This is a genomic window from Candidatus Epulonipiscium sp. (assembly GCA_012519205.1).
Classification (GTDB): domain Bacteria; phylum Bacillota; class Clostridia; order Lachnospirales; family Defluviitaleaceae; genus JAAYQR01.
Genome location: JAAYQR010000003.1, coordinates 1 through 14697 on the forward strand (window position 1 = coordinate 1; position 14697 = coordinate 14697).

The window sequence follows — 14697 nt, forward strand, 5'->3', positions numbered from 1 at the left end:
CTGAGCCAGGATCAAACTCTCATGTTAATATCCTTTGCAAGATGATGCTTGCGTTTTGAAATCTTTTATACAATTCTTTAAGAATTGATGGGTTTGGTTTGTGCTGTTTAGTTTTCAAGGATCAACGTATAATTTTTCATTCTATCGTTTTCGCGACAGCAAAAATTATTATATCAAATCATTTTACATCTGTCAACATCTTTTACAAATAAAAAAAATATTTGGCGGAGAAGGAGGGATTTGAACCCTCGCGCCGATTGCTCGACCTATACCCTTAGCAGGGGCACCTCTTCAGCCACTTGAGTACTTCTCCTTGCTCACAAGCGCAAGAGTTATTATACTAAAGGGCTAATCAAAAGTCAATATGTTTTTATATGTAAATAAATGTAAAAGGAAGGCAGGTATAGGAACCTGCCCCTTATATAATAATTTTTAGTTAATATATGAAATTGCCTGTCTACCCATTTGGTTCCATGCCTCTTTAAAATCCTTTATATTGACCTTTATATTCTTTTTCGAATAAAAAGGATCATTAAAGTAAATATATTCTTTATCATATCCTGTAAGTAAAAATGCATGGAGCTTATAAGTTATTTCTACAGGCCCTGTTGGAGTTATCCAAACATCAAATTTATCCTCATCTAACTTTCTATAGGTAGTATTAGCAATAACCCAAACTGGAATTTCATTTGAAATAAAATGAAACAAGTCTTCGAATTCGCAACCAGTCAGATTTATAGTTTTACCTGGCATATATTCTTCCATTAATTTTTCAATGGGACCGTCGTAAACCCCGTATCCAGGATTATTTAATGAATACATATCCCCTACAAATCCATCATTAGGATTTCCAAAATAGACTCTCCCATCTTTAATTTCAAAAGCAGTAGTATCCTTTGCAATCTTTTCTGCAAGTTCCATTTTCCCAGATTTTATGCCTGCATAGTTAAGAAGCATTGCTAGGCTTGTTACCTCACACCCTCTTGGAAGTTCAGGTTTTTGTAAAATAACGGGAGCATCTAATATAATACTTTCTTTAATGGACTTACTATTAGACCATATGATATTTTTATTAGATTTATAGTAAATCCTTGAGTTCTCTCTTTCTTTGGCGAAAAAAATTGCTTCTGAAAAATTGGTATAATCGTTAATAAACCTATCCTCTTCATATAAAATGAATGCATCAAAATTATTCCAAATCCATTCATCTTTATCTGTTTTCTTCACATAGGTATATTTATATTCTCTAGCATATTTAATTGCATCTTCTTCTGTATTAAAGGATTTAAGTATACTATTTTTGTAATAAACATCAAACTTTACTGATTCTTGGATATTTGACTTTCTACCCATCATATTGATATTTTTCGATATTTCTATCCATTGTCTAGTATACCTAATAAACCAAACTAATGCCATGGACACTACCAAGATTCCTATCCAAAATAGAATGGTTTTTCTTTTTTTCATGTTTCTAATTCCTTTTTTATATTATTCTTCTTCTTCTTCTATTACCTTAGCAACTGATACAACTGATTCTTCATTTTCAAGATTCATTAATTTAACCCCTTGGGTAACTCGTCCCGTTTTTGAAATTTGAGATGCATGCATTCGAATAATAATTCCTTCTGATGTAATAAGTAATATCTCTTCATCCTCTGATACCATCTTTATTCCTATAATAGTACCTGTTTTTTCTGCTAAACGGTAGGTTTTAACCCCTTTTCCACCTCTTTTTTGAATATTAAATTCTTTTATATCGGTCCTCTTTCCAAGACCCTTTGAGGTAACAAATAAGATATCCCTACCTTCAGAAGATAATCCAGCGCCTATAACTTCATCGCCTCTATTTAGGTTCATAGCTTTGACTCCCATACCGGTTCTTCCTATAGCTCTTACATCTTTTACTGAAAATACTATTCCTTGCCCATTTCTTGTTCCAACGAAGATGCTCTCATCACCTTCAATGTTTTTAACTTGAATCAGTTCATCTTCTTCCCTTAGGTGAATAGCATTAAGTCCACCTTTTCTAATGTTTTGATATTCCATAATACTTGTTTTCTTTATAATCCCTTCCTTTGTAACCATCAGGAGGTAAGTTCCCTCTTTGTATTCCTTTACAGGAATAGCCGCTGTAACCTTTTCATTCCCATCTAATTGGAGTAGGTTGATTATAGCTGTCCCCCTAGCTGTTCTTGAAGACTCTGGAATTTCATAAGTCTTTATACGATATACCTTTCCTTTATTAGTAAAGAATAAGATATAATTATGGGTAGATGTAATAAATAAGTCTTCCACAAAATCTTCTTCCCTTGTTTGCATACCTATTATACCTCTTCCACCTCTATTTTGGCTTCTATAAGTATTTAAGGGCAATCTTTTTATATAACCTAGATGAGTCATGGTAATGACATTGGTCTCTTCGGTGATAAGATCTTCTAGATCTATTTCTCCCTCATCTATTTCAAATTTGGTTCTTCTTTCATCACCGTATTTTTGTAAAACAATAAGTATCTCCTCTTTTATTACACCATATAATCTTTTTTCATCCCCTAGGATTGCTCTAAGTTCTTTGATGATTTCTTGAAGTTCCCTATATTCTTCTTCTATTTTTTCTCTTTCTAACCCAGTCAAACTCCTAAGCCTCATATCGACAATTGCTTGGGATTGCTTTTCTGATAGGGAAAAAGAATCCATAAGCCTTTGTTTTGCCTCTTGAGTATTAGGAGAATTTCTTATAATAGAAATCACTTCGTCTATATTGTCTAGGGCTATCCTTAAACCCTCTAATATGTGGGATCTTTCCTCAGCTTTTCTAAGGTCAAACTGAGTTCTTCTTGTGATTACATCCTTTTGGTGATTTAAATAATGAATCAACATTTCTTTAAGATTTAAAGTCTTAGCTTCATTATTGACTAAGGCTAACATATTAATCCCAAACACATCTTGCATTTGGGTGTATTTATATAATTGATTTAATACAACATTGCCATTATGGTCTTTTTTTATTTCTATAACAATCCGCATTCCAGTACGGTCTGATTCATCTCTAAGATCGGATATTCCTTCAATTTTCTTATCTTTTACTAAATCTGCTATTTTTTCTATTAATCTAGCTTTATTAACCATATAAGGGATTTCAGTAACAATGATTCTTTGCTTATTGCTAGACATCTGCTCAATTTCTGCAATTGCCCTTACCTTAATTCTTCCTCTTCCTGTCCTATAAGCCTCTTCAATTCCCTTTCTACCTAATATGGATGCACCAGTTGGAAAGTCAGGCCCCTTTATAATGTCCAGTAATTCTTCTATATCCGTCTCTCTATCTTCATTTACATAATTATCAATTATCTTGACTACTCCATTAATTACTTCCCTTAAATTATGAGGTGGTATATTTGTTGCCATCCCAACTGCAATACCAGAAGAACCATTAACAAGTAAATTTGGAAACCTTGATGGTAATACTACGGGTTCATTCAAAGACTCATCAAAGTTTGGTCTATAATCTATGGTTTCTCTTTCAATATCTGATAAAAGCTCCATAGAAATTTTACTTAATCTTGCCTCAGTATATCTCATTGCAGCAGCACTATCTCCATCTACGGAACCAAAGTTTCCATGGCCATCTACTAAGGGATATCTAATAGAGAAATCCTGTGCCATTCTAACCATTGCATCATATATAGAGCTATCTCCATGGGGATGATACTTACCCATGGTTTCCCCCACTATACGGGCAGATTTCTTATAAGACTTATCAGGGCTTAAACGAAGTTCATTCATAGCATATAATATTCTTCTATGAACTGGCTTTAATCCATCCCTAACATCAGGAATGGCCCTTGATACGATAACACTCATGGCATATTCAATATAAGATTTTTTCATTTCTTCTTGAATCTCTATAGGGATAATTTTATCTAATTCTCTTTCTTCCATTTTACCTTCCTCTATTCTTATTAAATATCAAGATTTTTAACATATTTTCCGTACTCCTGTATAAACTCTCTCCTTGGTTCTACCTTATCTCCCATCAAAGCTGTAAATATTTCATCAGCAGCGGCAGCGTCCTCTAATTCTATCTTAACCAATATTCTAGTCTCTGGATTCATAGTAGTATCCCAAAGTTGCTCTGGATTCATTTCCCCTAGACCCTTATATCTTTGCATATTAATGCCATCTCTTCCTATCTCACTGAATAATTTTTCTAATTCTTTATCATTGTACACATAATAAGACTTTTTGCTTTTTTCAACCTTGTATAAAGGGGGCTGGGCAATGTACACATGGCCCTTCTCTATCAATTCTCTAAGATACCTATACATAAATGTAAGAAGTAATGTCCTAATATGAGCCCCGTCTACATCGGCATCAGTCATTATAATGATTTTACCGTAACGGAGTTTTTCTATGTCAAAATCTTCTGCAATCCCCGCCCCAAAAGCCGTTATCATCGCTCTTATTTCTTCATTTCCAAGTATTCTATCCAATCTCGCTTTTTCTACATTTAATATTTTACCTCTTAATGGAAGTATTGCTTGAGTTTGCCTTGATCTCGCAGATTTTGCAGAACCTCCAGCAGAATCCCCTTCTACTATATATATTTCACAAAGACTTGCATCCTTTTCAGAACAATCTGCTAGCTTTCCTGGTAAACTATTACTTTCTAACACATTTTTTCTTCTCGTTAAATCTCTGGCCTTTCTTGCTGCCTCCCTTGCTCTTGCAGCCATCAGCCCCTTTTGTAAAATAATTTTCCCAATGGACGGCTTTTGTTCTAAAAAGTACATGAGTTCTTCTGAAAAAACCGATTCCACTACCCCTCTTACTTCACTATTTCCAAGTTTTGTTTTAGTTTGACCTTCAAATTGAGGATCGCCTACCTTTACGCTAATAACCGCTGTTATACCTTCCCTTACATCATCTCCCGAAAGGTTTTTTTCATTTTCTTTGATTATATTAAATTTTCTCCCATAGTCGTTGATGGTTTTTGTAATAGCCGCCTTAAAACCACTAAGATGGGTACCTCCCTCAGTGGTATTAATATTATTAACAAAACTAAATATATTTTCTACATAACTATCATTATGTTGGAAGGCTATTTCTACTTCTACACCGTCTTTTTGTCCCTCGCAGTAAAATGCCTCATTGTACAATACTGTTTTATGTTTATTAATGTGGGAAACAAATTCCTTTATTCCCCCTTCATAATGAAAAACTTTTTCCTTTTCCTGACCTTCCCTTAAATCTTTTAAGATAATTCTTAAACCCTTTGTTAAAAATGCCATTTCCCGAAGCCTTTGCCTTAATATATCATATTGATATTGGATTTCTTCAAATATCAAGGGATCGGGTTTAAAATGTACTAAAGTACCCCTTTTCTCCGTTTCCCCAATTACTTTTAGAGATTGCTTTACCTTTCCTCTTTCATATATTTGTTCATAAATCTTACCTTCCGTAAATATTTGGACCTTTAGCCATTCTGATAGAGCATTTACAACAGAGGCTCCTACTCCATGAAGTCCTCCGGATACCTTATATCCACTACCCCCAAATTTTCCTCCTGCATGAAGGATAGTAAATACAACCTCAACTGCCGGAATATTTTTTTGGGGATGCATTCCTATTGGAATCCCTCTTCCATTATCCACTACGGTAATTGAATTATCCTCATTAATATTTATCAGTATCTCATCACAAAATCCCGCTAAAGCTTCATCCACAGCGTTATCTACTATTTCATATACTAAATGGTGAAGCCCCCTAGAGGAAGTACTTCCAATATACATACCTGGTCTTTTTCTTACAGCTTCTAAGCCTTCTAGTATCTGTATCTGGCTTTCATTATAATCTGGGGTCATTAAAAACTCACTCCTTTTCAAAATACTTTTATCCTTTTATAATTGATAACCTGCCTATTAAACTAATTCTTTTCTGTAAAGTAGCTGAAGAAATCGGGGATAAGTAAATTTTATTTTTACCCCCTGCCTCCACAAGTACAATAGATTTTATATCATCTCCCGAAACAAGAAAAATAAAATCCTCTTCTTTAGCTACATCTAAAAATTCTTTATTTACCTGTGAGCTTTCCATTACTCCTATATCAAAAATTCCTATTAAATTTTTAACCGATATTTCTATATCTGCACCGATATGCAGAAACATATATTTTCCTCCTTAATAGACCCTATACAATAATTATATTTTAGCCCATTTAAACTTTCCTTACAAGATTCCGCTGTCCATAGGGGTAACTTTCCCATTTGTGACATGAAAAAGAGAACCTTTATGGACCTTTTTTAGTATATTATCTTCGATGCCCGTACAAGTTAAAATAGTTTGTATTTCACCTATATGCCAAAGTAAATCCCTTTGCCTATTTTCATCTAATTCGGAAAGCACATCATCTAAAAGAAGTATGGGGTTTTGCCCTATTTCTTTTTTTATTAAATCAATTTCAGCCAGCTTTAAAGATAAAACTGCACTTCTTTGCTGGCCTTGAGATCCATATACCTTAACATCCGTATTATTTATTTTAAATAAAATATCATCCCTATGTGGTCCTATGGAACTATTTCCAGTTTGAATATCTTTTAATAAAACATCTTTTAGCCTTAGTTTAAAACTTTCTTTATCTATGTTTGGGGAATACTCTATTTTTAGGTCTTCTTTATTTTCTGTGATATTGTTATGAATGATAGAGGCGAGTTTACCTATTTTTTTAACAAATTCTTTTCTTGATTGTATTATTTTCTCTCCAAAAGAAATTAATTGTTCATCCCAAATGTCTAGCATGGATTTATCTGATTTATGCATATTTATATTTTTAAGAACATAATTTCTTTGTTTTAAAACCTTATAATATTGTTGAAGATTGTAAAAATATATTTTATCTAATTGACAAAGTTCAATATCTATAAATCTTCTTCTTTCTTTAGGGCTGCTTTTGATTAATTGTAAATCTTCTGGAGAAAAAATAATTACATTCATTATTCCTAATAAATCACCTAGCTTTTGTATAGGAATTCCATTGAGTGCAGCTGACTTTTTACCGTTTTTAGCTAAATGAAAGTCTATTTTATCTATTCTTTTATTTTTATGGAGCATTAATCTAATATGAGCCTCTTCTTCATTCCAGTTTATAACTTCCCTTTCATGGGAAGTTCGATGTGATCTTGCTGTTGCACATAAATAAAGAGCCTCTAGTATATTAGTTTTTCCCTGAGCATTTTTTCCATATAAAATATTTAAATGTGGATTAAGGACTAAATTAAGCCTTTTATAGTTTCTAAATTGATATAAATCTACCTCACTAATATACATTATTCCCACTCCGTTAGTTGATTATAATATATATTTTTCCGCCAACTTCCACATTATCTCCATTTTTTAGCTTTTTTCCCCTTTGATTTACTATTTCATTATTAACTTTTATTTCATTTTGGGATATGAAATATTTAGCTTCTGAACCAGAGCTTACTATGCTTGTATATTTTAGAAATTGGTCTAGTTTAATATATTCCGTATTAATTTTTACCTTTTCCAAATTTATCACCTTTCTTTGTAATATAGAAAAAGTGCGAAAAACCTCGCACTTTTTATTATAACATAGTTAAAAAAATATTACCTGTAAATTATTTTCAATAAATTTAATTATTTAATCGTATTGGTAAAATAAGATATTTATAATCATCACCATCAATTGGTCTAATGATACATGGATTTAGGGAGGATATAAATTGGATTTTTATCTCCTCATCATCTATAGCCTTTAGGGCATCTATCAAATATTTTGGATTAAAAGCTATTACTAAATCTTTACCTTCTAGATGTATTGGCAGCTCTTCTCTTGCAGTTCCCAGTTCTGTATTACATGTGATTATTATTTTATCTGGATTTATTTCGATTTTTACGGGATTCTTTTTTCCTTCCCTTGAAATCAGGGCTGCTCTTTCGATACTCATAAGTAAATCCCTACGGTTTATTTGAATTATTGTTTCGTAATCCTTATAAAAACTACTCTCATATCTTAAAAAGTCTCCTTCAAGAAGCCTTGAAACCACTGTACTGTCCCTTAAATCAAACAAGATATGTTTATCTGTGAAATATATGGATACATCATCATCTTCAGAGGATAAAACTTTACTAATTTCTCCTAATGTCTTTCCTGGAACGACGACTTCGTTTTTTTCATTATCAATTGATAATGGTGTTTTTCTATAAGATACCCTGTATCCATCTACAGATACCATATGTAAAGCACTATCTTTGATTTGAATTAATTCTCCAGTAAGTATGGGCCTTGTTTCCTCCGTAGCCACTGAAAAAATAGTTTGCCGTATAATATCTTTTAAGGTACCTTGTTTTAATGCAAAAGACTTATCTTTTTCAACCTTAGGCAATTCGGGAAAATCTGTCCCTGGTTGTCCTGCAATTTTAAACTCTGAATTGGCACATTTAATAGTAGTCATAAACTCTGAATCTACTATAATCCTAACTTCATCTTCAGGTAACTTTCTTACAATTTCAGAAAAAATCTTAGCTTCTAAGGCTATACATCCTGTTTTTTCTATATTAGCGGGTATGGTACTTTCAATGCCAAGTTCTAAATCATTTCCTGTTAATTTAAGAAGATTTCCTTCTGTTTCTAGCAAAATACATTCTAAAATTGGCAAAGTAGTTCTATTGGAAATAGCTTTTAAAACAATATTAACACTGTCTAATAAATCATTTTTCATACAGGATACTTTCATTTTGTGAATAACTCCTTTCCTCTTATAAGAGATAAATAATAAAAAGGGTTGAGTAATCATAGTAGTAGGGGGTGTGGAAATGTGGAAAAGTATAAATACCGTGAGAATTAAGGGAAAAAAGTAATCTTATAAGGTTGTGGATATAATTATTAAAATAAAAAACTTATCCCCATTTATCACAAAAAAAATTCAACAAATCAATTATTCACATTTTATCCACCGTACCTTAACAAGGGGTTGTGAGTTTATTATTTACCCGTAATTTTTTTCTCCAGTTCAATGATAGATTGTCTTAAATCACTATCCTTTTCAATCTCATTGCTAATCTTTTCGAAACCATGAATAATAGTGGTATGATCCCTTCCACCGAACTTTTCACCTATTTTGGGAAGGGAAAGGTCGGTCAATCTTCTACAAAGATACATAGCAATTTGTCTAGGAAATGCAACATTTCTAGTTCTTTTTTTAGATCTTAGTTCCTCTGGTTTTAGATTGTAATAGGAGGCCACTATTTCTTGAATTAATTCAGTTGTGATGATTTTTGGTTTATCTGCACCTATTAAATCTTTAAGGGCTTCGCTAGCAAGTTCAATGGTTATAGTTTCATTTGCCAATGTTGAATAAGCAATAATTCTATTTAGGGCTCCTTCTAGTTCACGTATATTAGAAATAATGGATTTTGCTATAAATAAAATAACATCATTGGGGACACTAAGCCTTTCCAACTCAGCTTTTTTTCTTAATATAGCAATCCTAGTTTCTAAATCAGGGGGCTGAATATCTGCAATAAGCCCCCATTCAAATCTCGAACGAAGCCTGTCCTCTAAAGTTTTAATTTCTTTAGGGGGTCTATCACTGGAAATTATAATTTGTTTGCTGTCCTCATGAAGTGTATTGAAGGTATGGAAAAATTCTTCCTCTGTTCTTTCTTTTCCTGCAATAAATTGAATATCGTCTATTAAAAGGACATCAATATTTCTGTATTTATTTCTAAAAGCCTGATTTTTATCATCCTTAATAGAGTTTATCAATTCATTAGTAAATTTTTCCGATGAAGCATACAATACTTTTGCATTTGGATTCTGGGATAAAATATAATGGCCGATGGAGTGCATTAAATGGGTCTTTCCAAGTCCCACTCCTCCATAGATAAAAAGAGGATTATATGCCTTTGCTGGCGCTTCTGCTACGGCTAGGGCAGCAGCATGGGCCATTCTATTGCTATTACCTACTACAAAAGTATCAAAAACATATCTAGGAATTAAATTACTTTGGGTATCAAGGGGGTCAGGAGTTTCTTCCCTTGAAGGTAGCGATTTTGGAATTTGTTGAAATTCATTAGAAGTCACTATATTTACTTCATACTCATAATGGACAATTTGGGCTATAGCATTTTGAATAAGACGAGTATATCGATTTTTTAGAATATCTTTAGAAAAATCATCTAATGTTTCGATTACTAAGGTATTGTCATTAAGAGTTATGGGTTTTAAATTTTTAAACCAAGTTTGAAAACTAACAGGAGAAGTTTCTGCTTCTAGAATTTTTAATATATTTGGCCATTGTTTTATTAGTTGGTTTTCCATTAGAGATTCCTCCTATAAATATAAATAAAAAAATTATATTTTTCCATATACACAGATTATCCACAACTGTGTATAAAGTTAAACAAAAATAAACAAGATGTGTATAATGATAAAAAGACAACCTACCATATAAGTAATAAAAAATATTATTAACAAGTTGTTTATAAAGTTCTAAACAGTAAAAGAAGCTGAAAAAAAATAAAAATCAGGTAATAATAATAATTATGCACAAGGTTATCCACAGATTGTGAATAAGTTGTTTATGCAAGTAAGTTATTCACAATTCATTTTTATCATAACAAAATTCTTGTGGATAATCAATAATAAAAATATTTATCCACAGTGAATAATCAACAAATATGTTTTTATATGAAGAAATAGGTTCTTGACGAGGAAATGGTTATTTAATATAATTGTAATAGTGCTTACAAATAAATGTGTGTGGGCCCATATCGACTTATGTTGATTCGTGTGTAGACAAAAAGGAGGTGCTGAGAATGAAAATGACTTTTCAGCCAAAAAAAAGGCAAAGAAAAAGAGAACATGGATTCCGCAAAAGGATGAGAACAGTAGGTGGAAGAGCTGTGTTAGCAAGGAGAAGAGCTAGAGGTAGAAAAAAATTATCAGCATAAACAAGGCCGCATCATTGTGGCCTTGTTATACTATAGGCTTTTTATTATTTCCTCCAAGGTTTTAAAACATCAATTATTTAGGAGGAGCTTTATGAAATATACTGAATCACTAAAAAAGAATTATGAATTTAGAATTGTATATAATAAGGGAACTTCCATTGCAAATCGATTTTTAGTTATGTATAGATTAAAAAATGGAAAGGATATAAATAGATTAGGAATTTCAGTTAGTAAAAAAGTAGGTAATAGCGTTATTAGAAATAGAATCACCCGATTAATTAAAGAAAGTTATAGATTACAAGAAAATAAAATTAAAAGAGGCTGGGATATAGTTATTATTGCTAGGGTTCCATCTAAGGATTTAGATTATAAGGAGATATATAAGTCTCTCACTCATTTATTAAAAAGAAGTGGAGTATATGATTAAATATATATTTTCTATCAAATTATAAAAAAGGGAAGGAATGAAAATCTATTTTGAAAAGAATTTTTCTTTTATGTATTTCATTTTACAGACGGTTCATTTCCCCTAATAAACTCCCTACATGTCGATTTTACCCTAGTTGTTCATCATATACTTATCAGGCAATAGAAAAATACGGATCAATAAAGGGATGCTATCTTGGAATAAGAAGACTATTGAGATGCCACCCCCTTCATCCAGGTGGATATGATCCAGTCCCGTAATTTACTTATTAAGGAGGAAGCAAGTTGATAGATTCTTTAGCTAAGATATTAGGAGTCGTGTTAAATCAAGTTTTCGATGTTATATATGGGTTAAGTCCTGTTGGTTCTTTGGGTATTACCATAATTTTGTTTACTATTTTTGTAAAGGTTTTAATGCTTCCCCTTATGCTTAACCAGCAAAAATCTATGAAGCGTATGCAAAAGGTTCAACCAGAAATCCAAAAAATTCAAGATAAATATAAGAATAAAAAAGATCCTGAATCACAAAAGCAAATGAATCAAGAATTAGGGGAATTTTATCAAAACAACAAGATAAATCCTTTAGGTGGTTGCCTACCTTTAATCATTCAAATGCCCATTTTTCTTGCATTATTTAGGGTACTTCAACGAGCAGGTACATATATTACAAAACTTCATGATTTATATTACCTAATAGCAACTAAAATAACCACTGTACAAGGTTATGAGGTGCTTTTAAAAGAAATAGTAAAAGACAATCCAAGAATTAAATTAAGTGAAGATACATTAAAAACAGTAGAAGGAATACAATCTATTTTGCCCCAATTAACTACAAATGCATGGCATACGATAACAAGTAAATTTCCAGGAATTCCAGCCGATACCATTGTTAATAAGGAAAACATAGAGTATTTCTTAGGCATTAGTTTGGTTGATAGCCCCAGTGATTTGATGGGACAAGGAGTTATAGTTGCTGTGGTTTTATTTGTTTTTATATCGGGCTTTACAACATTCCTTTCATCTAAAGTAATGACTATGGGAAATAAGCAACAGCAAAATGATCAGGCACTTCAGACTCAGAAAACCATGAATATGATTTTTCCACTTTTGACAGCATGGATGACTTATTCTTTACCAGCAGGGTTAGGAATATACTGGATAACAAGCAACATATTCCAAATTGTTCAGCAAATAGGCATTAATAAATATATGGAAAAAGTGGGGGAAGGTGAATAAGATATGGATTTTATTGAAAAGATAGGTAGGACGGTAGAAGAAGCAATAACTGAGGGCTTAATTGAATTAGGTGTGACGAGAGATAACGCAGAGATTGAGATACTGGATAAAGGGTCTAAAGGATTCTTAGGATTAGTAGGTTTTAAGATGGCAAAGGTTCGCTTAAGGAAAAAATCAGATTCTATGGATAAGGCAATTGATTTCTTAAAAGGTATTTTCGAAAAGATGGATCTTGAAGCAGAAATAAATGTAAAAGAAAGAGATAAGGATAATTATCTGATGGATTTAAAGGGAGAAAATATGGGAATCTTAATAGGAAAAAGAGGTCAAACCCTAGATTCTCTTCAATATTTAGTAAATCTTGTTATAAACAAAGAAAAAACTAAATTCGTAAGAATTACCCTTGATACAGAAAATTATAGGGAAAGAAGGAAAGAAACCCTAGAAAACCTAGCAAAGAATCTAGCAAAGAAAGTAAATACAACTAAACGAAATGTTGTCTTAGAACCAATGAACCCTTATGAAAGAAGAATAATTCATTCTACATTACAAAATGATAAATCTGTTAAGACCCACAGTGAAGGTGATGAACCATATAGAAAAGTAGTAATTACCCCAGTTAATAACGGAAAAAACCCAGTCTAAACTGGGTTTTTTAAAATTAAAATATAATGGAGGAAAATATGATAGAAGATACAATTGCTGCTATTTCAACTCCACTGGGAACCGGTGGAATTGGAATCATTAGAATAAGTGGTAAAGATGCTTTTGCTATTACAAATAATATATTTAAAGGAAAAAAGTTTAAAGATTTGTCCCAAGCTAGGACTCATACTATTCATTATGGGCATATTTTTGATAAAGATAAAGTAATAGATGAAGTACTAATTATGGTTATGAAGTCTCCTAATACTTATACAAGGGAGGATATAATAGAAATAAATTGCCATGGTGGATTAGTTTCTATTAGGAAGGTTTTGGATGTAGTTTTAAAGATGGGAGCAAGGTTGGCGGAACCTGGGGAATTTACGAAAAGAGCTTTTTTAAATGGGAGAATTGATCTTTCACAGGCGGAAGCAGTTATTGATGTGATTACTGCAAAAACAGAGACATCTTTAAATACTGCTATGAATCAGTTAGAGGGAAACCTATCTATAAGGATAAATGAACTAAGAAATGAGTTATTAGAACTAATGGCACATATAGAGGCTTCTATTGATTATCCTGAATATGATATAGAAGAATTAGGACAAAAAAGGCTGAAGGAAAGTATCGAAGATATAAGGATAAAGATAAATCACTTATTAAAAACTGCAGATTCAGGAAAAATTTTGAGAGAAGGGGTTAAAACAGTAATAGTTGGAAAGCCTAATGTTGGAAAGTCCTCCCTCCTAAATGCTCTTTTAAGAGAACAAAGGGCAATTGTCACAGATATTCCAGGAACAACTAGGGATGTCCTTGAAGAATATATCAATATTTCAGGTATTCCCTTTAAAATTATAGATACGGCGGGGATTAGAGAAACAGAGGATTTAGTAGAAAAAATAGGAGTAAATCGCTCTAAGGATTTACTAGATAGGGCAGATTTGGTTATATTAATACTAGATTTATCAATTAATCTAGAAGATGAAGATAGAGCTATAATGGATTTGGTGAAAAATAAAAAAGTATTAATAGTACTTAATAAGACAGATTTACCCCCTATTATAGACAAAAAGGAAATTTATAATAGATTTTCAGCCAATAAAGTAATTGAAATGTCTACAAAGGATAGAAATGATATAGAAAAACTAGAAAAAGCCCTAAAAGAAATGTTTTATACAGGGCAAATTAGTATGGATGATTCTGTTATAATAACTAATGTAAGGCATAAAAATTCCCTAGAAAAGGCGGATATAAGCCTAAAAAGTGTATTGGAAAGCATAGATATGGGTATGCCTGAAGATTGTTTATCTATAGATTTAACCAATGCCTATAAGGATTTAGGGGAAATAACAGGTCAATCCGTACAGGAAGATTTAATTAAAAAGATATTCAGTCAATTTTGCTTAGGAAAATAAA

14 protein-coding genes and 1 tRNA gene are annotated in these 14697 nt (G+C 32.0%); 6 read left to right on the forward strand and 9 right to left on the reverse strand.

Annotation, left to right across the window (positions count from 1 at the left end; all coding sequences use genetic code 11):
- Positions 1-222: 222 nt before the first annotated feature.
- From GX308_00470 to dnaA, 9 genes are all read right to left on the reverse strand, one after another.
- Positions 223-313: transfer RNA gene (locus GX308_00470), tRNA-Ser, on the reverse strand.
- A gap of 119 nt (positions 314-432) precedes the next feature.
- The gene (locus tag GX308_00475) at positions 433-1470 is read right to left on the reverse strand and encodes a hypothetical protein (protein NLK20569.1); all 1038 of its coding nucleotides are present in this window, start codon (positions 1468-1470) and stop codon (positions 433-435) included.
- A gap of 21 nt (positions 1471-1491) precedes the next feature.
- Positions 1492-3942 (reverse strand): DNA gyrase subunit A, encoded by a 2451-nt coding sequence (gyrA, locus tag GX308_00480; GenBank protein ID NLK20570.1) that lies wholly within the window; start codon positions 3940-3942, stop codon positions 1492-1494.
- Between the two features lie 20 nt (positions 3943-3962).
- On the reverse strand, positions 3963-5864 hold the full coding sequence (gene gyrB / locus GX308_00485; protein ID NLK20571.1) for a DNA topoisomerase (ATP-hydrolyzing) subunit B: 1902 nt from the start codon (positions 5862-5864) through the stop codon (positions 3963-3965).
- A 28-nt stretch (positions 5865-5892) separates the two neighbouring features.
- Positions 5893-6168, reverse strand: coding sequence for a DUF370 domain-containing protein (locus GX308_00490; protein NLK20572.1), 276 nt, complete (start codon positions 6166-6168; stop codon positions 5893-5895).
- A gap of 60 nt (positions 6169-6228) precedes the next feature.
- Positions 6229-7326, reverse strand: coding sequence for a DNA replication/repair protein RecF (gene recF / locus GX308_00495; GenBank protein NLK20573.1), 1098 nt, complete (start codon positions 7324-7326; stop codon positions 6229-6231).
- A 13-nt stretch (positions 7327-7339) separates the two neighbouring features.
- Positions 7340-7549, reverse strand: coding sequence for a S4 domain-containing protein YaaA (gene yaaA, locus GX308_00500; GenBank protein NLK20574.1), 210 nt, complete (start codon positions 7547-7549; stop codon positions 7340-7342).
- Positions 7550-7652: 103 nt separating this feature from the next.
- A complete protein-coding gene (locus tag GX308_00505; GenBank protein NLK20575.1) occupies positions 7653-8756 on the reverse strand; it encodes a DNA polymerase III subunit beta in 1104 nt (367 codons plus the stop codon).
- A 248-nt stretch (positions 8757-9004) separates the two neighbouring features.
- Entirely contained in the window at positions 9005-10342 is a 1338-nt protein-coding gene (dnaA, locus tag GX308_00510; GenBank protein NLK20576.1) for a chromosomal replication initiator protein DnaA, read from the reverse strand.
- A gap of 497 nt (positions 10343-10839) precedes the next feature.
- On the opposite strand from dnaA, the gene rpmH reads away from it, so the two are divergent.
- The 6 genes from rpmH (at position 10840) to mnmE (ending at position 14696) form a co-directional block, all read left to right on the forward strand.
- Entirely contained in the window at positions 10840-10974 is a 135-nt protein-coding gene (gene rpmH, locus GX308_00515) for a 50S ribosomal protein L34 (protein ID NLK20577.1), read from the forward strand.
- Between the two features lie 91 nt (positions 10975-11065).
- Positions 11066-11401, forward strand: coding sequence for a ribonuclease P protein component (gene rnpA / locus GX308_00520; protein NLK20578.1), 336 nt, complete (start codon positions 11066-11068; stop codon positions 11399-11401).
- 50 nt (positions 11402-11451) lie between these two features.
- Positions 11452-11661, forward strand: a complete 210-nt coding sequence (yidD, locus tag GX308_00525) for a membrane protein insertion efficiency factor YidD (GenBank protein ID NLK20579.1) — start codon at positions 11452-11454, stop codon at positions 11659-11661.
- Between the two features lie 24 nt (positions 11662-11685).
- Positions 11686-12636 (forward strand): YidC/Oxa1 family membrane protein insertase, encoded by a 951-nt coding sequence (locus tag GX308_00530; GenBank protein ID NLK20580.1) that lies wholly within the window; start codon positions 11686-11688, stop codon positions 12634-12636.
- 3 nt (positions 12637-12639) lie between these two features.
- Positions 12640-13281, forward strand: coding sequence for a protein jag (locus tag GX308_00535; GenBank protein NLK20581.1), 642 nt, complete (start codon positions 12640-12642; stop codon positions 13279-13281).
- Between the two features lie 38 nt (positions 13282-13319).
- Positions 13320-14696: a tRNA uridine-5-carboxymethylaminomethyl(34) synthesis GTPase MnmE gene (mnmE, locus tag GX308_00540; GenBank protein NLK20582.1), complete on the forward strand. Its 1377-nt coding sequence runs from the start codon at positions 13320-13322 to the stop codon at positions 14694-14696.
- Position 14697 lies beyond the last annotated feature (1 nt).